At 71.4% G+C, this 22,706-nt stretch carries 25 protein-coding genes; 5 read left to right on the forward strand and 20 right to left on the reverse strand.

The window, feature by feature from the left end; genetic code table 11:
* Positions 1–116: 116 nt before the first annotated feature.
* Positions 117–455 carry a hypothetical protein gene (locus ACFVSU_RS05520; protein ID WP_310285167.1) on the reverse strand — a complete coding sequence of 113 codons (339 nt, stop codon included), beginning with the start codon at positions 453–455 and terminating at the stop codon, positions 117–119.
* A 150-nt stretch (positions 456–605) separates the two neighbouring features.
* On the opposite strand from ACFVSU_RS05520, the gene ACFVSU_RS05525 reads away from it, so the two are divergent.
* Positions 606–1,808 (forward strand): pyridoxal phosphate-dependent aminotransferase, encoded by a 1,203-nt coding sequence (locus ACFVSU_RS05525; RefSeq protein ID WP_387139212.1) that lies wholly within the window; start codon positions 606–608, stop codon positions 1,806–1,808.
* A gap of 275 nt (positions 1,809–2,083) precedes the next feature.
* A complete protein-coding gene (locus ACFVSU_RS05530; protein ID WP_387139215.1) occupies positions 2,084–2,995 on the forward strand; it encodes an endonuclease domain-containing protein in 912 nt (303 codons plus the stop codon).
* A 316-nt stretch (positions 2,996–3,311) separates the two neighbouring features.
* On the opposite strand, the gene ACFVSU_RS05535 is transcribed toward ACFVSU_RS05530, so the two are convergent.
* The 6 genes from ACFVSU_RS05535 to ACFVSU_RS05560 form a co-directional block, all read right to left on the reverse strand.
* Complete coding sequence (locus ACFVSU_RS05535; RefSeq protein ID WP_387139218.1) at positions 3,312–4,448, reverse strand: UDP-N-acetylmuramate dehydrogenase; 1,137 nt, start codon at positions 4,446–4,448, stop codon at positions 3,312–3,314.
* A gap of 3 nt (positions 4,449–4,451) precedes the next feature.
* Positions 4,452–4,865 carry a MaoC/PaaZ C-terminal domain-containing protein gene (locus ACFVSU_RS05540; RefSeq protein WP_387139221.1) on the reverse strand — a complete coding sequence of 138 codons (414 nt, stop codon included), beginning with the start codon at positions 4,863–4,865 and terminating at the stop codon, positions 4,452–4,454.
* A complete protein-coding gene (locus ACFVSU_RS05545; protein ID WP_387139224.1) occupies positions 4,862–5,311 on the reverse strand; it encodes a MaoC family dehydratase N-terminal domain-containing protein in 450 nt (149 codons plus the stop codon). The genes ACFVSU_RS05540 and ACFVSU_RS05545 overlap by 4 nt, the downstream gene beginning before the upstream one ends.
* A gap of 9 nt (positions 5,312–5,320) precedes the next feature.
* Positions 5,321–6,160, reverse strand: a complete 840-nt coding sequence (locus tag ACFVSU_RS05550) for a sulfite exporter TauE/SafE family protein (RefSeq protein ID WP_387139227.1) — start codon at positions 6,158–6,160, stop codon at positions 5,321–5,323.
* Complete coding sequence (locus ACFVSU_RS05555) at positions 6,157–6,975, reverse strand: DUF2510 domain-containing protein (protein ID WP_387139230.1); 819 nt, start codon at positions 6,973–6,975, stop codon at positions 6,157–6,159. The genes ACFVSU_RS05550 and ACFVSU_RS05555 overlap by 4 nt, the downstream gene beginning before the upstream one ends.
* 86 nt (positions 6,976–7,061) lie before the next feature.
* A complete protein-coding gene (locus ACFVSU_RS05560; protein WP_387139233.1) occupies positions 7,062–9,158 on the reverse strand; it encodes a heavy metal translocating P-type ATPase in 2,097 nt (698 codons plus the stop codon).
* A gap of 246 nt (positions 9,159–9,404) precedes the next feature.
* Between ACFVSU_RS05560 and ACFVSU_RS05565 the strand changes: the two genes are divergently transcribed.
* Complete coding sequence (locus tag ACFVSU_RS05565) at positions 9,405–10,787, forward strand: alpha/beta fold hydrolase (RefSeq protein WP_387139236.1); 1,383 nt, start codon at positions 9,405–9,407, stop codon at positions 10,785–10,787.
* A 17-nt stretch (positions 10,788–10,804) separates the two neighbouring features.
* Here ACFVSU_RS05565 and ACFVSU_RS05570 read toward each other — a convergent pair whose 3' ends face one another.
* Genes ACFVSU_RS05570 through ACFVSU_RS05605 form a run of 8 tightly spaced genes read right to left on the reverse strand, consistent with a single transcriptional unit; the run spans position 10,805 to position 17,938 of the window.
* Entirely contained in the window at positions 10,805–11,299 is a 495-nt protein-coding gene (locus ACFVSU_RS05570) for a GNAT family N-acetyltransferase (protein WP_387139239.1), read from the reverse strand.
* 42 nt (positions 11,300–11,341) lie between these two features.
* Positions 11,342–12,982 (reverse strand): CDP-alcohol phosphatidyltransferase, encoded by a 1,641-nt coding sequence (locus tag ACFVSU_RS05575; RefSeq protein WP_387139242.1) that lies wholly within the window; start codon positions 12,980–12,982, stop codon positions 11,342–11,344.
* Complete coding sequence (locus ACFVSU_RS05580) at positions 12,979–13,734, reverse strand: RibD family protein (RefSeq protein WP_387139245.1); 756 nt, start codon at positions 13,732–13,734, stop codon at positions 12,979–12,981. The genes ACFVSU_RS05575 and ACFVSU_RS05580 overlap by 4 nt, the downstream gene beginning before the upstream one ends.
* The gene (locus ACFVSU_RS05585; RefSeq protein ID WP_387139249.1) at positions 13,731–14,684 is read right to left on the reverse strand and encodes a lysylphosphatidylglycerol synthase transmembrane domain-containing protein; all 954 of its coding nucleotides are present in this window, start codon (positions 14,682–14,684) and stop codon (positions 13,731–13,733) included. Before ACFVSU_RS05585 ends, ACFVSU_RS05580 begins: the two co-directional genes overlap by 4 nt.
* The gene (locus ACFVSU_RS05590) at positions 14,672–15,508 is read right to left on the reverse strand and encodes an SAM-dependent methyltransferase (RefSeq protein ID WP_387139252.1); all 837 of its coding nucleotides are present in this window, start codon (positions 15,506–15,508) and stop codon (positions 14,672–14,674) included. Before ACFVSU_RS05590 ends, ACFVSU_RS05585 begins: the two co-directional genes overlap by 13 nt.
* The gene (locus tag ACFVSU_RS05595) at positions 15,505–16,518 is read right to left on the reverse strand and encodes a glycosyltransferase family 4 protein (protein ID WP_387139254.1); all 1,014 of its coding nucleotides are present in this window, start codon (positions 16,516–16,518) and stop codon (positions 15,505–15,507) included. Before ACFVSU_RS05595 ends, ACFVSU_RS05590 begins: the two co-directional genes overlap by 4 nt.
* A complete protein-coding gene (locus ACFVSU_RS05600; RefSeq protein ID WP_387139257.1) occupies positions 16,515–16,910 on the reverse strand; it encodes a 6-pyruvoyl tetrahydropterin synthase family protein in 396 nt (131 codons plus the stop codon). The genes ACFVSU_RS05595 and ACFVSU_RS05600 overlap by 4 nt, the downstream gene beginning before the upstream one ends.
* The gene (locus tag ACFVSU_RS05605) at positions 16,907–17,938 is read right to left on the reverse strand and encodes a zinc-binding alcohol dehydrogenase (protein WP_387139260.1); all 1,032 of its coding nucleotides are present in this window, start codon (positions 17,936–17,938) and stop codon (positions 16,907–16,909) included. The genes ACFVSU_RS05600 and ACFVSU_RS05605 overlap by 4 nt, the downstream gene beginning before the upstream one ends.
* Before the next feature lie 20 nt (positions 17,939–17,958).
* Between ACFVSU_RS05605 and ACFVSU_RS05610 the strand changes: the two genes are divergently transcribed.
* Positions 17,959–18,708: a CDP-alcohol phosphatidyltransferase family protein gene (locus ACFVSU_RS05610; protein ID WP_387139263.1), complete on the forward strand. Its 750-nt coding sequence runs from the start codon at positions 17,959–17,961 to the stop codon at positions 18,706–18,708.
* A 4-nt stretch (positions 18,709–18,712) separates the two neighbouring features.
* Positions 18,713–19,135 (forward strand): hypothetical protein, encoded by a 423-nt coding sequence (locus ACFVSU_RS05615; protein ID WP_387139266.1) that lies wholly within the window; start codon positions 18,713–18,715, stop codon positions 19,133–19,135.
* 78 nt (positions 19,136–19,213) lie between these two features.
* Here ACFVSU_RS05615 and ACFVSU_RS05620 read toward each other — a convergent pair whose 3' ends face one another.
* From ACFVSU_RS05620 to ACFVSU_RS05640, 5 genes are all read right to left on the reverse strand, one after another.
* Positions 19,214–20,584: an MFS transporter gene (locus ACFVSU_RS05620; RefSeq protein ID WP_387139269.1), complete on the reverse strand. Its 1,371-nt coding sequence runs from the start codon at positions 20,582–20,584 to the stop codon at positions 19,214–19,216.
* Positions 20,585–20,751: 167 nt separating this feature from the next.
* Positions 20,752–20,985, reverse strand: coding sequence for a hypothetical protein (locus ACFVSU_RS05625; RefSeq protein ID WP_045300447.1), 234 nt, complete (start codon positions 20,983–20,985; stop codon positions 20,752–20,754).
* Positions 20,986–21,061: 76 nt separating this feature from the next.
* Complete coding sequence (locus ACFVSU_RS05630) at positions 21,062–21,268, reverse strand: hypothetical protein (RefSeq protein WP_310244012.1); 207 nt, start codon at positions 21,266–21,268, stop codon at positions 21,062–21,064.
* Between the two features lie 60 nt (positions 21,269–21,328).
* A complete protein-coding gene (locus ACFVSU_RS05635) occupies positions 21,329–22,162 on the reverse strand; it encodes a zinc-ribbon domain-containing protein (RefSeq protein WP_387139274.1) in 834 nt (277 codons plus the stop codon).
* 9 nt (positions 22,163–22,171) lie between these two features.
* Positions 22,172–22,696: an SRPBCC domain-containing protein gene (locus ACFVSU_RS05640; protein ID WP_387139277.1), complete on the reverse strand. Its 525-nt coding sequence runs from the start codon at positions 22,694–22,696 to the stop codon at positions 22,172–22,174.
* Between the last annotated feature and the right edge of the window lie 10 nt (positions 22,697–22,706).

Here is a 22,706-nt window from a genome sequence, read left to right on the forward strand (position 1 = left end):
GCTTCCAGCGTCACGGATGACGGATGCTGCGCCCAGCGGTCATCCGCAGGAGACGGCATCCCCCATTCGGTGGATGCCACCGTCCACCTCGCTGCCGCGCGGCGGCGTGACGCGGATCAGTGGCGCGAGGCGACCATCACCGGGACCGGCACTGCGCGAGCCTCGGCATCCGCTCGCTGTTCGGCACGGAGCATGCGCTGACCGCGGATGCCTCCCGCCAGGGCCCACGCGAGCAGCCACACCCCCGAGCCGACCGTGACGATGAACGCGACGCGCAGACCGACGTCGGGGTCGAGCAGCAGCACGAGGCTGATCAGGGCGACGAGGCCGCCGAGGATGGCGCCCGTGGCGCCGATGATGGTCAGCACGCACCCGCGCGCGAGCCACCAGGCGATCCCACCGGCGATGACGAGCACGATGGCGAGCACGACGGCTCCCCAGATCCAGGCGTCCACGACGCACAGGGTACCGCGTCGCCGGGCCGATCCGGAAGAGCGCTTACCCATCGGACGATCCGTCGCGTCGCACGTGCATCCCGCACACGAGCAGGCCACACGTCCGCAATCGGCGCTGAAGCCTCCCGTCACGCGGACTACGCTCGAACCGTGACAGAACGCGCACCGCTCTCCCGCAAGCTCTCCGCCATCGCCGAGTCCGCGACCCTGAAGGTCGATGCCAAGGCGAAGGCTCTGCAGGCCGCCGGCCGCCCCGTCATCTCTTATGCGGCGGGCGAGCCCGATTTCGCGACGCCGCAGTTCATCGTCGACGCGGCCGCGGAGGCCCTCCACAACCCCGCGAACTTCCGCTACACGCCCGCCGCCGGTCTTCCCGTGCTGCGCGAGGCGATCGCCGCGAAGACGCTCCGCGACTCGGGTCTCGAGGTCGATCAGTCGCAGGTCATCGTCACCAACGGCGGCAAGCAGGCCGTCTACCAGGCCTTCCAGACCGTCGTGAACCCCGGCGACGAGGTGCTGCTGCCGGCTCCGTACTGGACCACCTACCCCGAGGCGATCGCCCTGGCCGACGGGATCCCCGTCGAGGTCTTCGCCGGTGCCGACCAGGACTATAAGGTCACCGTCGAGCAGCTCGAGGCCGCCCGCACCGACAAGACCACGGCGCTCGTGTTCGTGTCGCCGTCGAACCCGACCGGCTCGGTGTACACGCTGGAGGAGACCGAGGCGATCGGCCGCTGGGCCGTTGAGCACGGCATCTGGATCATCTCGGACGAGATCTACCAGAACCTCGTCTACGAAGGCACGCGCGCCGTGTCGATCGTGGAGGCGGTTCCGGAGGCCGCGGGCCAGACGATCCTCGTCAACGGCGTCGCGAAGACCTACGCGATGACGGGCTGGCGCCTGGGCTGGATGGTCGGCCCGAAGGACGCCATCAAGATCGCCGGCAACCTGCAGTCGCACCTGTGCTCGAACGTCAACAACATCGCGCAGCGCGCGGCGCTGGCCGCCCTCTCCGGACCCCAGGACGAGGTCGAACAGATGCGACAGGCCTTCGACCGCCGCCGCCAGCTGATCGTCGCCGAGCTGTCGAAGATCGACGGCGTCGAGGTGCCGACGCCGCTCGGCGCCTTCTACGCCTACCCCGACGTGCGCGGACTCCTCGGCCGCGAGTGGGCGGGTGTCACGCCGACGACCTCCCTCGAGCTGGCCGACCTCATCCTCGAGAAGGCCGAGGTCGCCGTTGTCCCCGGGGAGGCCTTCGGCCCCTCCGGCTACCTGCGCCTCTCGTACGCCCTCGGCGACGACGCCCTCCTCGAGGGCGTGCAGCGCATGCAGCGCCTCTTCGCCTCGTAAAACCCTTTCGGAACGCGGATGCCTCGGGCTCGAGGCATCCGCGTTTCCTATCTGTCCGCCCGCCCGTCCTGTGTCCTGCCCCTCCCACCCGGCCCCCTCGCCCGCCGGGCTCGGCCGCCCCTCGAATCGCCACAACACGCCGTATGGTCCGGCCTCCTTCCGGCGTGTTCTGGCGACTCGCGAGACCCAGGCTGAGGACGTGCGCGCGACGGGGCTCTCCTCCACAGTCGGGGAGAAGGAAGGGCTCTGCACGGACTTCCCGGAGCAGGCCGAACGTGGGACAGCGAGCGCGTCAATCTGGCTGCATGAGTCGCGAGCTTCCACCCGAGCTGGGCAACGCATTCACCGTGCGTCGCGCGAGAGGCCTCGGGGTCTCCTCCGGTCGACTACAGGCCAAGCGGCTCGCCAAGCCCTTCCACGGGGCGCGCGCCCAGCGGTCCCTCTCAGAGCTGGAACGCCTCGCGCTGCTGTTCTCGGTGCTTCCGATGCACGCCTTCGCCTGCGGACCGACGGCAGCATTCCTTCACCGGATGCCGCTGCCCTTGGCCCTCGAATGGCAAGCCATCGAGCGGCCGACGATCGGGGTTGCGCTTCCCTCCAATCGGGTCCGACGGGCCGGAGTCGCCGGGCGCGCACTCAAGGTCGGCCGCGACGACCTGTGCGAGAAGGCCGGCCTTCCAGCGACGTCACCCGCTCGGACGTGGGTCGACCTCGCCACGTCGGTCTCCCTGCCTCGCTTCGTGGCGGTCACCGACCATCTCATCTCGCGCCGCCGACCCGTCGTCTCGCTCGAGCGGCTCGAGCAGGCGCATAGCCGGGCGGGACGAGGCAGTGGTGCCCGCGCCCGCGCGCAGGCCCTGTCCCTATGCTCGCCTGGGTCGGAGTCGCCGCGGGAGTCCGAACTGCGCACGATACTCGTGCTGGCCGGACTTCCCATGCCCGAGACGAACGTCGAGATCTACCACCGTGGACGCTTCATCGCGCGTGTCGACATGCTGTACCGCTCCGAGCGAGTCGTGGTCGAGTACGACGGCGAACACCATGTCACGCCGGGTCAGTGGAGCCGGGACCAGATGCGGCGCGCTGAGCTCGAGTCTCTTGGCTATCGCGTGACGGTCGTGACCGCGCGAGACTTCGACGACCCGAGCATAGTGATTGCGCGCATCCGGCGTCATCTCGCCAATTGACCGTCGCCCTCGTCCCCTCTGTCGCTCCTCACGTCACGGTCCGACCTCGCCGACGAGTCGCCACAACACGCCGGAATGATGATCGACGAGCCGGCGTGTCTTGGCGACCGACGATGCTGAGGGTCGCCGGTGGAGCGCGCGAGCGCCCGTGCGCACGAGCGCACTCGGCTGTCGGGGACCTGGTCGCGCGGGAGGCCACTAGCCAGAACACGCCGAGGAACGGACGACCCGCTCGGCGTGTCTTGGCGACTCGAGTTTGGCTGCGCCCGCGAACCCTCGAGCCAACGAGGGGACGGGCGGATGCCTCGGCCCGGGGCTAGAGCTCGACGTTCACCAGGACGGGCTCGGGCTGGAGGATCAGGCCGAACTCGGACTGCACGCGGCCCTGGATGAAGCGGGCGAGCTCGGCGAGCTCGGCGGCGGTCGCATGGCCGCGGTTCGTGAGCGCCAGGGCGTGCTTCGTCGACAGGCCGGCGCGCGAGCGCGGCAGCTTGAAGCCCTTGCGCACGCCGGCGTGCTCGATGAGCCAGCCGGCGCTGACCTTGACGTCGGACTCGACAGTGGTCGGCGCGGGCACGTAGCCGTCGAAGTTCGCGAGCGGGATGACGAGCACCGGGTCGAGGTCGGGATGCACCGGCCAGCGCGGGCACGCCTCGGGGAGGGTGCGGGCGAAGGATGCCGACACCACCGCGTTCTGGAAGAACGACCCGGCGCTGTACGTGTCGGGGTCGTCGGCGTCGAGCACCATGCCCTTGGTGCGCCGGGTCCCGAGGATGCGCTCACGCACCCACGCGAGGGTCGTCTCGTCGTCGGGACCGAGGCGCAGCGCCGTACGGAGCTGATCGCCGGCGATGCGACGGGCGCCCTGGCCGATGTCGGGGAGGTCGAGCGTCACCGAGAGGATCACCGCGCGCCGCGCGGGCACCGAGCCGTAGTGGTGCTTGAGGACGGAGGTCCGGAAGCCCAGGCCCAGCTCGGCCGCGGGAACGGTCGACACCTCGCCGGTCGACTCGTCGAGCAGCTCGACCTCACTGAGGGTCTGCACGATCTCCTGGCCGTACGCACCGATGTTCTGCACGGGGGCGGCGCCGACGGTTCCGGGGATCCCCGACATCGCCTCGATGCCGCCGAGCCCTTCGGCGACCGCGAACCCGACGAGGTCATCCCAGTCGTGGCCCGCCTGCACCGTGAGCCGCACGCGTCCGGGCAGGGGCGACGGCATCCGTTCGATGCCCTGCGTGAGCACGCGCACGACGGTGCCGTCGAAGGGCTCGTCGCCGACGAAGAGGTTCGACCCGCCGCCGAGCACGAGCCACTCGTCGCCGGAGGCCCAGACGTCGCGCAGGGCGGCGACGAGCTCCTCGGCGGTGTGGGCGTCGATCATGCGCTCCGGCGTGCCGCCGGTGCGCAGCGTCGTGAGCCGCGCGAGCGGGATGGGGGTGACGTCGGGCATGCGTCAGATGGTCCGGACGCGCACCTGCGCCTTGACGAGCACGGTGGCACCCTCGAACGACACGGTCAGGTCGATGCGGGCGGACTCCTCGTCGACCGCGCCGACCTTCGCGACGACGGTCACGTCGGCTCCGGTCTCGGGGTCGACGACGACGGGCTTGGTGAAGCGCACGCCGTACTCGAGGATGCGGCCGGTGTCGCCGACCCACGACTCGATCGTGCCGACGGCGAGCCCCATCGTGAGCATGCCGTGGGCGAGCACGCCCGGCAGGCCCACCGCAGACGCCACGTCATCGCGGTAGTGGATGGGGTTGAAGTCCCCGGAGGCGCCGGCGTAGCGCACGAGCGACTCGCGCGTGAGGTGCACGGTCCGCTCGGCGACGACGTCGCCGACGGTCAGGTTCTCGAGCGCGCTCATGCCTCGCCCTCCCCCACGAGCAGGACGGACGTCGTCGTGACGACGTGGTCGCCCGCGGCATCCGTGATCTCGGATTCGCTCGTCACCATCGCGGCCGCGCCCATGGCACGGATGCCGGTGACCGAGAGCTTCGCGGTGAGCTCGTCGCCCGCGACGATCGGCCGGGAGTAGCGGAACTTCTGCTCGGCGTGCAGCACGTTCTTGAGGACGATGCCCGAGTCGGGCTCGCCCAGCAGCTGCTGGAGCGTCGCGTCGGTCACGACGATCGCGAAGGTCGGCGGCGCGACGACGTCGGCGTAGCCGAGCGCCTGCGCGGCGGTGAGGTCGGTGTGCTGCGGGTCATCGGCGAAGACGGCGCGCGCGAACTCGCGCACCTTCTCCCGACCCACGAGGTAGGGGGTCGTCGGCGGGAAGTCGCGGCCGACGAGCTCGGGGTTCACTGGCACCAGGCCATCCTACCGAGCGGCATCCCCCGACCCGGCCGGGCCGGCCTCCGGGCGAGGGCGCCCGCGCCAGGCCCGCAGGCCCATCTGCACCGCGATGATCACGAGGTACGCGGCGAAGAGCATGTTGCCGACGAAGGGGTCGATGAGCGTCGCCGCCCACGCGCCGAGCGCCGTCGTGGTGCACGCCGCCACCCCGACGACCGCCGCCGCGACGAGGTCGACGTTGCGCCGCCGGATGTTGCCGACCGTGCCCGAGAGCGCCGTCGGGATCATCATGAGCAGCGACGTGCCCTTGGCCACGAGGTCGCTCGTGCCGAACAGCACCATGAGCGCCGGGACCACGATGATCCCTCCGCCGACGCCGATCAGTCCCGACAGGATGCCGGTGACCACACCCAGAACGACGAGCAGGACTCCGCTCAGCCAGGTGAGGGAGAACTCGGCATCGCGCGACGGGATCACGATGAAGAGGCTGACTATCACCGCGGCGAGGAAGCCGACGAACGCCCACCGCAGCACCGTCAGCGAGAGCCGCGGGAGCAGCCACGTGCCGATCTGGGCGCCGAACACCGCACCCGCCGCCAGCAGCAGCGCGGGGATCCAGGCGACCGAGCCGTGCACGGCGTACGAGATGACGCCCACCGTCGCGGTGGGGACGATCGCGGCGAGCGATGTGCCTGCGGCGAGCCGTTGGTCGAAGCGGAGGAACAGCACCAGGAACGGCACGATGACCGTGCCGCCGCCCACGCCGAACAGGCCCGACAGCAGCCCTGCGAGCAGGCCGATGCCGATGCAGGTGAGGTAGAACCGAGCGTCGTGGAGAGGGCGCGCCGTCTCGGGCGGAGTCATTCGTACGACAGGTCGTCGATGACCCACTCGCCGTCTGCCTGGACGAGCGTGTAGTGGTACACCGTGGCGCCGGGCGCGGGGTCGGTCGGCTGGCCGTTCTCGTCGATGAGTGCGGTGTACGTCTCGTTCGTCGTCACCGCGACCTGGTCGCCGATGGTCTCCACGTCGGTGACCTTGATCTCGTAGTCGTCGAAGTTCTCGTCGAAGGCGGTCGCCTGGGATTCGAAGGTGGCGCAGTCGAGCAGCCCGACGGTGTCGCGGAAGTCCTCGGACGTGGCGGCGGTGAACGAGTCGCAGTCGCCCTCCTGCCACGCGTCGTCGTACAGGCCCACGGTCGCGACGGCGGCGCGCTCGTCATCGGACTGACCGGCGCTGTTTGCGGTCGACGCCGAGAGCAGCAGGAGCGGGATCACGACGGCGGCGGCGATCACGATGCCGAGCAGCACCACGCCGAGCACCACCCACACGATCCAGAGCTTCGAGGTGCTTCGCGGCTCGGTCGCCGCGGCGAAGCCGCCGCCGGCGGGGGCGATGCCTGCGGGCGTTCCGGGGTACACGCCCTGCGGATACCCCTCGGCCGACGCGTACCCCTCCTGCACCGCGTACGGCGGCGCCGCCGGGGAGGCGGGCTCCGTCGCGAACAGCTCCGGCGCGCCCGGCTCAACGGCCTCGGCCCCGGCGACGATCTCGGCCTCGGTCGGGGCCGGCGACGCCTCCGGGTCGGGCTGAGCGACGTGCTCCGTCCACTGCGTGCCGTCCCACCAGCGCATCGCGCCGTGACCGTCGTCGTACCAGCCGGGAGGAGTCGTCGTCATCCTCAAACCCTATCCCCGCGACCTCTCGGGAGACGGACGACGGATGCTGCGCCCCGGCGCCGGGGCGCAGCATCCGGTTCAGGGAATCAGCGGTCGAGGACGGCGCGGGCGCTCCGTTCGGGGCTGAGGTCGAGACGGCGCAGCAGCTGCGCGTTGAGCGCCACGACGACCGTCGACAGCGACATCAGGATCGCGCCCACCGACATCGGCAGGACGAAGCCGATCGGCGCGAGGACGCCGGCCGCGAGCGGGACCGAGATGAGGTTGTAGCCCGCGGCCCACCAGAGGTTCTGCGTCATCTTGCGGTAGCTCGCCCGCGACAGCTCGATCACCGACAGCACGGAGCGCGGATCGCTCGACGCCAGGATGACTCCCGCCGATCCGATCGCGACGTCGGTTCCGGCGCCGATCGCGATGCCGACGTCGGCCCGCGCGAGCGCGGGGGCGTCGTTGACGCCGTCGCCCACCATCGCGACCTTGAGGCCCTCGCTCTGCAGTTCCGCGACCTTCCGCTCCTTGTCCTCCGGGCGCACGCCGGCGAAGACGCGACGGATGCCGAGCGCCTCGGCGACGGACCGTGCGACGGGCTCGGCATCGCCCGTGATCATGACGACCTGGACGCCCAGCCGGTGCAGCGCGTCGACGGCCTCGCGCGACTCGGGGCGGATCTCGTCGGCGAGCGCGAGGCCACCGACGACGGAGCCGTCGCGCACGACGTGCAGCACGATCGAGCCCTGGTCGCGCCACGCGCCCGCAGCGGCGATGTCGGCAGCCTCGATCTCGGCGAGGAGGCGCGGGCCGCCCACCCGCACGACGTGCCCGTCGACGGTCGCGGTCACACCGACCGCCGGCGACGACTGGAACCCGGACGCGGAGGCGACCGCGAGGCCGCGCTCCTGGGCGGCGCGCACGATCGCCTTCGCGAGCGGGTGCTCGCTGTCGGCCTCGGCCGCCGCGGCGAGCGCCAGCACGCCGTCCGCGTCGATGCCGGCGATCGCGGCGACGTCGACCACGGTGGGCTCGCCCTTCGTGAGGGTGCCCGTCTTGTCGAACAGCACCGCGCCGATCGTGCGCATGCTCTCGAGCGCCAGGCGGTCCTTGATCAGCACGCCGCCGCGCGCGGCACGTTCCGTGGCGATCGACACCACGAGCGGGATCGCCAGGCCCAGTGCGTGGGGGCAGGCGATGACGAGCACGGTGATGGTGCGCACGACCGCCTCGTCGGGAAGACCGAACGCGGTCCACACGATCGCCGTCAGCGCCGCGGCGCCGAGGGCGAACCAGAACAGCCAGCCGGCGGCACGGTCGGCAAGGCGCTGTGCCCGCGACGTCGAGCTCTGCGCTTCGGCGACGAGCCGCTGGATGCCGGCGAGCGTGGTGTCGTCGCCGATCGCGGTCACCTCGACCCGCAGTCCCGAGTCCGTGGCGACCGTGCCGGCGGTCACGTGGTCGCCGACGCCGCGGGCGACGGGCCGGGACTCGCCCGTGACCATCGACTCGTCCATGTCGGCGCCGCCGTCGACGATGCGGCCGTCAGCGGGAACGCTGCCGCCGGGTCGCACCACGACGACATCGCCGAGCCGCAGCTCGGACGGTGCCACGGTGACGATGCTGTCGCCCTCCACGCGCTCGGCCTCGTCGGGGAGGAGCGCTGCGAGGGAGTCCAGCGCCGACGTCGTCTGGGCGAGGGAGCGCATCTCGATCCAGTGGCCGAGCAGCATGATCACGATGAGGAGGGCCAGCTCCCACCAGAACTCGAGCTCATGGTGCAGCAGCCCGAGGCTCGCGCCCCACGACGCGAAGAACGCGACAGTGATCGCAAGGCCGATGAGGAGCATCATGCCGGGCTTGCGGGAGCGAAGCTCCGATACGGCGCCCGACAGGAAGGGCCAGCCGCCCCAGAAGTACATGACGGTGCCCAGCAGAGGCGAGATCCAGCGGACCCACGGGGCGTCGGGCAGCGTGTAGCCGAGCACCATCGCGAACATGCCCGAGAACGCGACCACGGGCACCGCGAGGGCGAGATTGATCCAGAACAGCCGGCGGAAGCGGGCGACGTGGTCCGCGCCGTGGCCGGAGTGCCCGCCGTGACCCATGTGGTCGGCGTGATCGGCGTGATCAGCGTGGCCGGCGTGGTCGGCGTGCGCCGCGTGGGTGGGCTCCGTCGTGGCGGTCGCGCTCATGGCCTGATGAGCAGCGTGATCGTGGTCAGTGTGGTCAGGTCCCGCGTGGTCGTCCCCGGAGTGGTCATGGTCGCGATGCGGATCGGTCACGGTGTTCTCCTCGTCGAAGTACGTCTCCGTTATACCCCCTAGGGGTATAAACTTCAATCGACCCCGCGATGCTGGTATTCCCCTTCGCGCCGAATCGTGGCGGATGTCGGCGGAGCGCGCGACACTGACATCACCCTGGAGTCGCGAGGAGCACGAATGGACATCATCCTGGTCGCCGGCCTGTGGATGGGCGGGTGGGCGTGGTACGAGGTGGCGCCGGCCCTCGAGCGTGAAGGGCATCGGCCCGTGCCCCTGACCCTCCCCGGCATGGGATCGGCCGATGCCGACCGCTCGGCGATCACCCTCGCCGACCACGTCGCGGCGGTCGTGGCCGCCATCGACGAGGCGCCCGGCGAGCGGGTCGTCCTCGTCGGCCACTCCGCGGGCGCGGGCATCGTGTACGCGGCGGCCGACGCACGCCCCGACCGTGTGGCGCGGCTCATCCTCATCGGAGGCTTCCCGACGGCCGACGGCGATCCGCTCCTCGACGGGTTCGCGACGGAGGGCGGCGAGCTCCCGCTGCCGCCGTGGAACGAGTTCGAAGAGGCCGATCTGCGCGACCTCGGCGACGGCGGCATGACGGCGTTCCGCACGTACGCGATCCCCTCGCCCGCCGGCGTCGTCACCGGAATCCAGCGCCTCGGCGACGACCGCCGCCTCGACATCCCCGTCACGGCCATCGCGACCGAGTACACGGTCGCCGACCTCCAGAGCTGGATCGACGCGGGCGCTCCGCCGGTGCAGGAGTTCGCGCGCCTGCGCGACGTGACCTACGTCGACCTGCCGACCGGGCACTGGCCGCAGCTGACGCGTCCGCACCAGCTGGCGCGCATCATCCTCGCGCAGCCGCCGCTCGGCGACGGCACCATCGCCCCGGAGGTCGAGACGATCAGCCCGGTCGCCTTCCATGCGTCCGAGGGGGTGGCGGACTGGCGGGTCCTGTACTGGGGCGCTCATGCCTTCTTCCGCGCCGAATCGCTCTCCCACGGCGCGCGCCTCGTCGCCGAGGTCGCCGCCATCGCCGAGGGCCTCGACCACTATCCCGACATCGACCTCCGCCCCGAGGGCGTCTTCGTCAAGACCTTCAGCCGCCGCGACGGGGCGCTGAGCCGGACGGATGCCGACCTCGCGGCATCCGTGTCACGCGCCGCCCGCGAGCTGGGCCTGGAAGCCGATCCGTCGGTGCTCACGGTCGTCGGCATCGCCGTGGCCCAGGGGCCCGATACCCACGTCCGGCCGTTCTGGAGCGCCGCGCTCGGCTATGACCCGCTCGGGGGCGAAGACGCGATCGACCCGCTGCGCCGCAACCCGCACGTGTGGTTCCATCCCTTGGAACCGCCCAAGCCTGGCCGCGGGCGCACGCACATCGACATCTCCGTACCGCGCGACCAGGTCGAGGCGCGCGTCGCGGCGGCGCTGGCGGCCGGCGGGCGGATGGCCGACGACTCCCACGCTCCGGAGTGGTGGACCCTCACGTCACCCGACAACCACGGCGTCGACATCGCCGCCTGGACCGACGACTCGGACTTCTCAGGCTGAGGTCGAGCGCCCGCAGGTCACCTCAGCATGCGCACGTCGATGATCGACGGCACCATCGGGTCGGTCTGCTCGGCGCCGTCGAAGTCGAAGCCGTTGCGCCGGTAGAAGGCGATGGCGCGGGGGTTCTCCTTCGCCACCCACAGGACTGCAGGGCCCTCGTCGAGCACCGCGTCGAGCAGCGCCTGCCCTGCTCCTCCGCCGTGATCGGCGGCCGCGACGTAGAGCATGTACAGCTGGCGCTCGCAGGGCGCCGGCGCCCCGTCGAACTCCAGGCCCGGTCCCGAGGTCGCGAAGCCGATGATGCGACCCTCGCTCTCGGCGATCCACACGCGCCACTCGTCGCGGGGGTTGTCGAGGATGCGCGTCCACATGCTCTGCCGCCCGTGCACGAACTCGTCGTCGAAGAAGCCGGCGGGCAGGAGGTGGGTGTAGGTCTCTCGCCACGTCGCCACGTGGAGCGCAGCGATCTCGGCCGCGTCGCGCGGCTCGGGCACGCGCAGGGTGAACGTCATGCCGTCATCCTGCCAGCGGGCGGGGCACGCGGACAGGGGGCGTCACCCGGCAGAGCCGTACGCCGTGAAGACGCGGTCGCGGAAGGCGTCCATGCGCCACACCGGCGACGCGTCCGACGGTCGCAGGCCCGCAGTCCAGTTCCAGTCGGCGATCGCGTCGAAGACCGCCGGGTCCTTCGCGATGATGCTGATCGGCACGTCGCGACTGGCGCCCTCGCCGCTCACGATCGCGGCCGGCTGATGGTCGCCGAGCATGACCACGACCAGGTTCGGATCGTCGACGTTCTCGAGGAAGGAGAGCATCGACCCGAGCGTGTACTCGACGGACTTCCCGTAGTAGCGCTGGACCGTCTTCGGGTCCTTCCAGACCTCGCTCGCCTGCTGACTCCGCGCGGGCTGGTCGTCGTAGATCGATCCGTCTCCCACCTCGGCCCACGGCACGAGCTCGGGAAGCGGCGCCCACGGCGTGTGGGACGACACCAGGTCGAGCTCCGCCATGACGGGCAGGTCCGAAGGCGCGAGCACCTGGTCGGCGAAGTGCTTGAGCGTGTACTGGTCGGGGATGCGCGCGTAGCCGAACGAAGGGCCGCGGTAGCCGACGTTCGTCGCGTCGAGCAGCGTGTCGTAGTGGTAGAACGACGTCCCGACGTCCCACGGATGCCGATTCGACGGGACGTCGCTCACGGTGCGCCAGCCCGCGCGGCCGAACGCCGCGCTCAGCGTGAGCCGATCGGTCCGCACCACCAGGTCGTAGACCGCCTGGGAGTCGACCCACACCCCCGTCTGCAGCGTCGAGTGCGCCAGCCAGCTCACTCCGCCGTACGTCGGCGACGTCAGCCAGGCGCTCCGCGTCGCATACCCGTCGGACCGGAGCGTCTCGTCGCCACGGCGCAGGACGTCGTTCACCCCGTCCGAGATGCCGTCGCCTTCGAGCGCGACGCGCCCGTAGCTCTCGACGAACACGAACAGCACGTCCTTGCCCTGCAATGCGGTCAGCAGCTCCGGCGCCGGAACCGCGGCGAATGGATCGTCGGCGACGTCGCGGGCGACCCGGGCCCTGGTCTCGAGCGCCGACACGGTGCGCGACACCGCTGAGCCGACGGATGTGGCGGATGCTGCAGCCGCGACCGGATCCTGGATCCGCAGGGGCGGCGCCACCGCCGCCATCACGATCCAGGCCGCGGTGACGGCGGCGAGCACGGTGCGCCCGCGATCGCCTTGACGTCGCAGCGCGGCGTCGACGCGGAGCGCAGCCCAGCCGGCAGCGAACCCCACGGCGACGATCAGGGCGACGGCCGCGGTGAACACGGCACTGGCCGGCGCCGGCCCGATCGCCGAGGCGACGACGCCGTATGCGTCGCCCAGCTGCAGCCAGTCGAGCGGAACGAAATGGATGCCGAGCGCCGCCTCGTAGCCGCGATCGATGCTCGCGAGGAGGACGGCGACGGCCACGAACACCCCGAAGGCCGCCGCGACGGCGCGACGCAGCATCCGGCGCGGAATCAGCGCCAGCACGAGCAGCACCACGATCGATTCGACCGGGATGCGGACGAGGTCGACGACCGACCCGGTCGCGAGGGCACCCGGGATGAGGGGAAGCACGACCAGGGCGGCGATCGCGCCGCCGAGCGCGAGCCGTCTGCGCCAGACCGGGGCGACCTGCGGGCGGGACATCGTGCTCACGGGTGTTCGACGGCGACGCGTCCGGCTCCCGTCGGCTCGGGATCCGGATCCGGGTCGAGCATGCCGAAGCGGTCGGACAGCGCGTAGCGCAGCAGGACGACGTCGCCGATCTGACGCGTGTCGGCCAGATGCGCGCGACGTGAGGCCGTCCAGGGATAGGCGGCGGGTCCGACCACCCGCGGAGCTCCGGTCTCGCCGACGAAGAACGGTGCGACCACGAGGTGCAGCTCATCGACGAGGTCGGCACCGAGGAACTGGGTCAGCACCGTGCCGCCGCCCTCGACCATGAGGCTGCGCACCCCGTGATGGGCGCCGAGGTCGTCGAGGAGAGCGTCCATCGTGACGCACTCGTCGCCGATCCCCACCACGACCGCACGATGGCCGAGCCGGGCGGAGAGCTCCGCCGCGCGCTCGCGCGGGCAGTAGACGATGCGGGGCCCCTCGCCCGTCGTGAAGAACGCGGCGTCGGCCGACAGGTCCCCGCTCGCGGTGACCGTCACCTTCGCCGGGGACTCCTGACGCCCCGCAGCCCGCCGTCGCGCGCGGCGCGCGGCATCCCGCACCAGCAGGCGGGGGTTGTCACGTCGCACGGTCGATGCGCCGACCATGATCGCGTCGTGAAGAGCGCGCACGTCGTCGACGCGGTCGAGATCGGCGGCGTTCGACATCGCGAGCCGGTGCGGCTCGGCACTGTCGAGGTATCCGTCGATCGACATCGCGCAGCTGAGGGTGACGTACGGGCGCTCGCTCATGCGGATCTCCTCTTCCCGATGATGCTCCTCGCGGGCACCGATCGGAAGCGGTCGGCGACCAGCGCGAGCGCGCCCGGCAGGACGGCGACCACGGTGAGCACGCCGAACGCGGTCGACACGGCGACGCCGGCACCCGCGCCGAGTCCCGCGAGCGCGAACGCCGAGGCGGCGACCGCCTCGCGCGGCCCCCAGCCGCCGACGTTGACGGGGATCGCGGCCGCGCCGAGCACGATCAGCGCCACGACGGCGAGCTCGTCCGCGCCGGCGTGCACCCCCGCCGCATACCCCGCGACGACGAAGGTGGTGGCGTGCGCGGCGACCACGACGATCGATGCGGCCGCGATCGCGCACAGCGCGGCGGGCCGTGTCAGCACGGGGCGCAGCATCCGGTACTCCCGCGACAGTGCGGCGCGACCGCGCCGGGTCGCGGCGACCACTCCCAGGAAGGCGATCGCGACCACGACGATCGCACCGCTGATCCACGCGAGCGGTGCCAGCGGCGACGCCAGCCCCAGCGGCAGCAGGATCGCGAGCGTGAGCGCGACCTGGACGAGCTGCCCGGCCACGCGTTCCGCCGCGACGGCACGGGCGGCGAGGTCGACGCGTTCGTGGTGCTGTCCGTGGACGTAGGCCCGGTGGACGTCACCCACGACTCCCCCGGGCAGGACGGTGTTCAGGAACTGGGACCGGTAATACGAGGTGAAGGCCTCGCTCCACGGGAGCGGCAGGCCGAAGCCCGCCGAGACGATGCGCCAGCGCCACGCGGCGGCCGCCGTGGCGACGGCGGCGAGCGCCACCGCGACGAGGATCGTGGCCGGCGAGATCGACGCCAGCCCGTGCAGAAACGGTCCGACGCCGACGACGGCGATCGTGCCGGCGACGACGGCCAGCGCCGCAGCGATCCGGAGCCACGACCGCACACGCGGGGGGATCCTGCTCAGCCCGGCCATGCCAGCAGATCCTGGTGGGAGACGGTCACGCGCAGCCGCCCGGCCGCGGCCTGCGCCAGCCGACGCTCGCGATACGCGCCGGCATCGGACACGAGTTCGGGACGCTGCTCGGCCGCGGCCTCGATCCAGCCGTCCAGCCACTCGCCGATGAGCGCCGTGTCGCGATGCGCGAGGCGCCAGGGGGTCACCGCTGTGCGGACGTTCCAGCCGGCGTCGGCGAAGAGACCCGCGACCACGGCCACCGCGTCGGGTCCCAGCATCCGTCGCCCCGACGCGTCACGCCGCTGGTGGTCGTTGAAGGCGGACTCGATGGCCCGCTCGACCTCGTCCGGACGCTCGGCGGGACGGAGCCGCACGGAGCCGGTCACGGTGAGACTGAACAGCGCCGGAGTACGCGCGGCGACGCAGGCGGAGACGACATGGGCGGCCTCGGCCTCGGTGAGCACATCGAGGAGAGCGGATGCCGTCACCGCCGCCGCACCGTGGAAGGCGTCGATCGGCAGCGAGGCGAGATGCTCGACGACCACGTCCGCGGCGACGGGGCGGCCCACCTCGTCGACGACGGTGCGCAGGTCGAGATGCTCCACGATGTCGGCGTCGCCGTCGCGGAGCACCCACCGCTGGGGCCCCGGCAGTCGCGGAGCGAGCCACCGCGTCATCGAACCGGTGCCTGCGCCGAGGTCGTGCAGCACGACCGGCGCCGGCTCCGGGCCAGGCACGATCAGCCGCGCCAGATCGTGGGCGAGGTCGGCCGAGCGCGCATCGTCGTCGGCGGGCGCCCGAAGCGCGAGCCACCCGGCCGTCGCCGTCGAGATCGTGGTCATGCCGCCTCCAGTGCCTGGGCCACACGACTCACGGTGTCGCGCCACGTCGGCAGGGTCGCGCGCGCGGCGAGCGCCTCGCGGCGCAGGCGCGCACGCAGGGACGGGTCCGAGAGCCACGCGTCCAGCGCCTCGGCGAGGGCGGCCGGGTCGCCGGCACGGACGAGCAGTCCTCCCCCGCCGGCGAGCGCATCGGGGATGCCGCCGGTTTCGGCGGCGAGCACGGGGATCCCCCGTGCTCGCGCATCGGCGATCGCCATGCCGGAGCTTTCGACGCGGGACGGGGCGATCAGCAGTGCGCAGCGCCGGTACTCGTCGGCGAGGGCGGGGCCGTCGAGCACGCCGGCGAGTCGAACTCTGCCACCGAGGGCGGCCGCCTGTCGCGCGATCCTCGCCGCGAACTCAGGGAAGACCTCTGTCGAGCCGACGATCGTGCAGTTCCAGTCGTCGGCGGCCACTCGGGCGAGCGCGGCGAGCAACGTGTCCTGCCCCTTGTGCGGGGCGATCACGCCGATGCACAGCAGCTCACCGTCGGCGGCCGACGTCGACGGCTCTGCCGGGCGGGCTCCCGGAACGGCGACCACCGTGCGATCCGGGTTCGCCAGCCCACGTCGGGCGAGTTCGTCCGCCGTCCAGTCACTCGTGACGATCACGTCGTGTGCGGACGCGAAGGCCCGCCGTTCGGCGTCGATCGCAGCATCCGTGGCGTCCGCGAAGGCCGCCGTCACCATGTGGGCGAGCACCGTCAGTCGCAGCCGCCCCGCCGCCTCCTCCACCGCGGCCGGCGCCCATCCGGCCACGAGTCCGTCGACCAGCACCCGCGATCCGTCGGGCGCGTCACGGAGGACGGATGCTGCGCCCCCCGCGTCCGCCGCCTCACGCACGTCGACGTCCCAGCCGCGGCGGCGGAGACCGTCTCGGATGTGCCGGTCGTAGACGTTGCCGCCGCTCACGCGCCGGGGGTCGTCGACCCCGGCGGGGACGACGAAACGGAGGGACGGGGCATCCGTCACAGCGAAACCTCGTAGGAGGCCCACGCGACGTGCGATTCGTGCAGTGTCACGACGATGCCGCTCAGGTTGGCCTCGCCGACGCCACCGTCCTTCACACGCGCGGCCAGGCGATCGCCGATGATCTGGCACAGCCGCTCGGTCGTGGTGTTCATCCCCTGCAGGTCGGGGTCGTCGTCGAGGTTGCGGTAGGTCAGCGCGCCGACGATGTCGCGAAGAACCTCGCTCGCGCGGCCGATGTCGACGACGACGCCGTGCGCGTCGAGCTCGTCGGCGCGGAACGTCGCGTCGACGAGGAACGTCGCGCCGTGCAGCTGCTGCGCGGGGCCGAAGACGTCGCCGCGCAGGCTGTGCGCGATCATGATGTGGTCGCGGACGGTGACGCTGAAGCTCATTCGGCAGTCCAATCGATCGTGTTGCACAGTTCGCCGGCGGTGCCGTCGGCGAGCGCGGCGGTGACCTCGGGCAGCTGCCGCCACGTCGAGGCGCCCGCCAGAAGCTCGTCGAACACAGGATCCTCCAGAAGTCGCAGCGCCAGCGCAAGGCGGTTGCGCGTCGTGCGGGAACCTCTCCGGCGTGCGGCGACCTCACCGACCTGACTCGGCCGGAGGGCGATGCGGCGGGAGTGGAAGTCGGCGCCGAGCTCCAGCGAGACCGGGCGGCTGCCGTACCAGCTGGCGACGATCACCTCGCCGTCGGTGGGCGCGAGGCCGAGCGCCAGCTGCAGTCCGGCGCCGGCGCCGCTGGCCTCGATCACCACGTCGGCGGGTGCGATCTCCTCCGTCGCGAGCGAGAAGCCGACGCCGAGCGCCGCGGCGGTCGCCGCGCGCGCCGGGTCGACGTCGACGAGGGTGACATCGGAACCCGGGATGCCGCGCGCCACGCGCGCGATCGCGCACCCGATCATGCCCGCGCCGACGACGACCACCCGGTCGCCGACGAGGGGGGCGGCATCCCACAGCACGTTGACCGCGGTCTCCACCGCGCCCGCGAGCACCGCCCGGCGCGGCGGGACGGCGTCGGGGACCGGATGGAGCGCCTCCGCGGGGACCACGAAGTGCGACTGGTGCGGGAACAGCGAGAACACGGTGCGGCCTCGAAGCGCGGCGGGCCCGTGTTCGACGGTTCCGACGTTGAGGTACCCGTACTTCACCGGGAAGGGGAAGTCCCCTGCCTGGAAGGGTGCGCGCATGCGCTCGTGCTCCGACGCGGGCACCTCGCCCCGGGCGACGAGGGCCTCCGTGCCGCGGCTGACGCCGGTGAAGAGGGTGCGCACCGACGCCTCGCCGTCGACCACGCCGGGCAGCGGCTCGCGTCGGAACTCCCCCCGCCCGGCGCCGACCGTCCACCAGGCGGTCGCTGCATCCGGAAACTCGCGGTGAACCTCAGCGGGTCCCTGTGTCGTGTTCCCCGTGACCGCCATGAGGAGTACACGGAGCGCGCATGGGAAAAGTTCAGTGGGTGCCCTGGTGGTGGGTCGCGGCCGGAATCGCCGGCTTGGCGGCGATCGGGACGACGGTCCGGCTGCCCGCTGCGGCGTGGGCGGCAGGCGTCGGCTACCTCATCGTGTCGACGGCGCTCCTGATGAGGGGCATCCGTCGAGGTGGGGTCGAGCGCTTCGGCCCGGCGAACGCGGTCACCGCGACGCGGTCCATGCTCGTGGGACTCGTGACCGCCCTGGTGGTGACCTCCTTCGCGGGCGCGGTGCCGACGGCTCTGCTCGTCGCGCTCGTCGCCGTGGCGCTCGCCCTCGACGGCGTCGACGGCTACGTGGCGCGCCGCACCCGCAGCGAGAGCGAACTGGGTGCGCGCTTCGACATGGAGGTCGACGCGTTCCTGCTGCTGGTGCTGTGCGTGTACGACGTGCGATACCTGGGCTGGTGGGTGCTCACGATCGGCCTGCTCAGGTACGCGTTCGTGGTCGCGGGGTTCGCGCTGCCGTGGATGAACCACACGCTGCCGCCGCGGTACTGGCGAAAGGTCGTCACGGCCGCCTGCGGCGTCGCTCTCGCCCTCGTCGCGTCGCAGCTGCTGCCGCCCGCGCTGAACATCCTCGTCGCTGTCGCGGCGCTGCTGCTGATCCTCGAGTCCTTCGGCCGCGACGTGCTCTGGCTCGTGCGTTTGAACCTCGCCGGCGCCCCGCTCGTTTCCCTCGAGAAGGCGTCGACCTCGCCTCCGGAAGAGAGCAGGTAGGACCATGACCGAATCCAGCGGGCGGGCGCTCTGGACCATGCGCATCCTCAGCGCGATCGCCCTCCTCGCCACGGGCGGCATCCATCTCTATCTCGCTTTGAACGGCGTCGGAGGCCTGCTGGGGGTGATGTTCATCCTGAACGCCGTGGCCGGGCTCGTCCTCGCGGCGGGGATGCTGCTCCTGCGCGGTCGGCTCCTGCAGCTCGTGACCGTGCTGAGCCTGCTGTTCCTCATCGCCACGCTCGGGGCGCTCTTCCTCGCGCTCACCGTGGGGCTGTTCGGCATCCACGAGACCTGGGACTTCACCCTCGTGCCCCAGACCGTGATCGTCGAGTCGATCGGCATCGTGCTCCTCGGGATCACGACCGCGATGGTGCTGCGCCCGCAGACCATGCCGGGCGTGCGCCGCAGCCCGCAGGGCGCGTAGCGACGCACGACTCGCCGCCCTGCCGGCGGGAACGGCGGACCGCCCCGCCACAACGTGGCGAGGCGGTCCGGGTGGGCTTCACGCGCCGACCGACTCCTTCTCGGCGGCGAGTTTCTCCTCGTCGATACGGTCGAGCTCGTGCAGCGACGACCCCTTCGTCTCGCGCATCGAGATGACCGCGATGAGCGTGATCGCGGCGGCGATCGCGAGATAGACCGCGACCGGGATGTACGAGCCGGTGCTGGCCAGGAGCGCGGTCGCGATGATCGGCGCCAGCGAGCCGGCGACGATCGACGTCACCTGGTAGCCCAGCGAGACGCCGGAGTACCGCATGCGCGTCGGGAACATCTCCGACATGATCGCGGGCTGCGGCGCGTACATGAAGGCGTGGATGAACAGGCCGAGGCAGATCGCGGCGACGATGATCACCGGGTTGCGTGTGTCGAACATCGGGAAGGCCACGAAACCCCACGCCGCCGCGCCGAGCGTGCCGATGAGGTACACGGGCATGCGGCCGATCCTGTCGGTCAGCCCGCCGATGAGCGGGATGACGATCATGTGCACGATGTGCGCGATGACCAGGAGACCGAGGATCTCTGCCGTGTCGACCTCGAGCGCCACCGCCAGGTACGTGATCGAGAAGGTCACGACGAGGTAGTACATGATGTTCTCCGCGAAGCGGAGGCCCATCGCCGTCAGCACACCGCGCGGGTAGCGCTTGATCACCTCGAGCACGCCGAAGCGCAGCGCCTTGGACTGCTCGACCTCCTTCTGGACCTCGAGGAAGATCGGGGCGTCGGTCACCCGCGTGCGGACGTAGTAGCCGATCGCGACGATCACGACCGACAGCCAGAAGCCGATGCGCCAGCCCCACGCGAGGAACTGCTCCTCGGTCAGCGTGCGGCTGAGCACGAGCAGGACGACGGTCGCGACCAGGTTCCCGATCGGCACGGCGGCCTGCGGCCACGATGCCCAGAAACCGCGCGTCTTGTTCGGCGAGTGCTCCGCGACGAGCAGCACGGCCCCGCCCCACTCGCCGCCGACGGCGAAGCCCTGCGCGAAGCGCAGTGCCACCAGGAGCGCGGGCGCCCAGTAGCCGATCATGTCGAACGTGGGGAGGCATCCCATCAGGAAGGTCGCCACGCCGACGAGGATGATCGCGAACTGCAGCAGCTTCTTGCGCCCGTACTTGTCGCCGAAGTGCCCGAACACGATGCCGCCGAGGGGCCGGGCGATGAAGCCCACCGCGTAGGTGACGAACGCCGCGATGATGGGGGCGTATGGGTCGTCCGACGGCGGGAACATGATCTTGTTGAAGACGAGCGTCGCGGCCGTGGCGTAGAGGAAGAACTCGTACCACTCGACGACGGTGCCCGCCATCGAGGCCGTGACGACCCGCCGCAGACTCGACTGCTTCATCGAGGCCGGGGGTGTCTGGGGTGATGCCATGCGCTGGTACCTCCTTGTAGAGCGCGGAAGCGGCTCGTGGGGAACCGCCCTGCGGGACGTTACCTGACGGACGATTCAGGTTTCAAGGGGGTTGACTCAGGCCGAGCAGTGAAGTTCGCCGGATCTTCTCGCTTTCGGCAGACTGACGCGTGGCGGGGCGCCTGTGCTCACTCCCACGCGGCGACGAGCATCCAGTGACCGTCGACCTCTTCGACGTCCATCACGCGCGTGCGGTGGTCGACGTCGCTGCGCGCCGTGAACCGCCAGCTCTGGAAGAGCCGGCCGCCGTCGCTGCGGGTCGGAGTGTCGATGATGCGCCACCGCTCATGGTCGACGACGAGTCGCACCGGCCGCCCATGCTCGCACCACACCTGAACATCCTCACGTGCCACCATCCGCATGATGCCCCTCCTTCATCGAATCTATGTTCGATTCTAGGACGCGAGAAGCACCGGCGCAACAGTGGATGCGTTCGGGCTACGCGCTGCGGCTGTCGGCCTCAGCCGCAGCATCGACCGCGGCGAGATGGATCGCGGCGACGCCGTCGCGCAGCGCCCCGACGGGCACCTCGACGGTCTCGTACTGGGACGTGAACCCGTTCTCGTCGACCACCGACACGGTCACCAGAACGTGGCCCCGGCGCGGCAGACGCGATGCGGTGCGGGCGAGTCTCTTCGTCTTCATGTCCCCTCCGCCCACCACCGTAACGACGACCTCCGACACCCGCGCGCCGAACGCGCGGACTCACTTCAGGTAGGCATCGACGAAGAGCGCACCGCGGATGCCGCGCAGCGCATCGAGGAGGACCGGCCCGCTTCGCGTGGTCCACGCCGACATCACGATGTCGTGCGGACCGAGCGGCTCGAGCTTGCCGGTGCGCACGCGGACCATCTCCCACCCCGCGGCGCGCACCGCCCGGTCTTTGCGCCGGTCGGCCTCCTCGCGCTTGCCGACGTGCTCCAGACCGTGCTTGCCGACGGTGTCGTACTCGAGCGCGATCCGGAGCTCCGGCAAGAGGATGTCGGGCCACACCTCGAGGTGATCGAAGAAGGGCCGCAGCGTCCGGATCGCGGTGAAGCCGGGCGTCACGGCCAGCATCGCGAAGACATCCGCACGCATCCGCGCTTCCACCGCCGACGCCGGCTTCGGCGCGCACACGCTCACGAACGGCTCCCCCACGGGAAGATCCGGCGTCTTGGCGCACAGTGTGCGCGGAGGCTTGCGACGCGGTGCGCGTTCCGCGCCGGGCGCCGCCCGGGGGACGATGCGGGGCGGGCTGGCCAGCGCGGAGCAGTCCGGACACCAGGCCGACCGGCGTCTCTCGCGGCCTGGCCGGTCTCGCTGCTCCGACGGAGTCGCGGCGAACGTGTGCCCCGCTTCGCACTGCCACAGCAGCAGCACATCAGCGGCAGGCGGCACCTGGGTGAGGGTGATGCCCGCATTCAGATCGGGGTGGTACTGCCGGATCAGCGCGGGATACGCCGCCCACTGCGTCCGGTAGGTGCCCACCGGGTACGGCACGTCGACGCCCTTCGAGAACTGGCGTCTCGCCCACCACAGTTCCACCCGCTCCGGCATGGGCGCACTCTAAACGGCACCCCCGACACGCGCCTTGGCCGCCGCCACCTGGCTGTGCAGCTCGTCGTGGTCCGCGGCGGTGAGCTCCTCGTCTCCGCCGAAGACGTACGGCGCACCTTCGCCCGTCTCGATGCGCGCCTTGAGGCTGCCGTTCACGAACATCCCCCACGCGTTGGTGCAGATGTCGTAGCAGTCGTCGTCGGACGTGAGCCCGTCGTGGGTGAAGACGACGCGGGTGCCGCCCTCCCCCTCGAGGATGTCGAAGCGGACGGTCGTGCCGTTCCACTCCTGCTTGTCGGCGACGAAGTCGAGGTGACTGCCGGTGACCAGCCACGCCACACGGCGGCCGGGCTCCAGCTCGGTGACCCGGAATCCGCTGTAGTGCAGTCCCGGGACCACGTAGACGAACTCGCCGCCCACCTCGGTGGTCGAACCGGTGGTGCGGCCCCACCAGCCCGAGACGTCGTTGATCGCGTCGAACGCGTCCTGTGCCGAGGCGTCCACGGTGATCGTCGTGGTGAAGCTCGCGGTCATGCTTCCTGCT

This window comes from Microbacterium sp. NPDC058062, assembly GCF_042885375.1.
GTDB lineage: Bacteria > Actinomycetota > Actinomycetes > Actinomycetales > Microbacteriaceae > Microbacterium > Microbacterium trichothecenolyticum_C.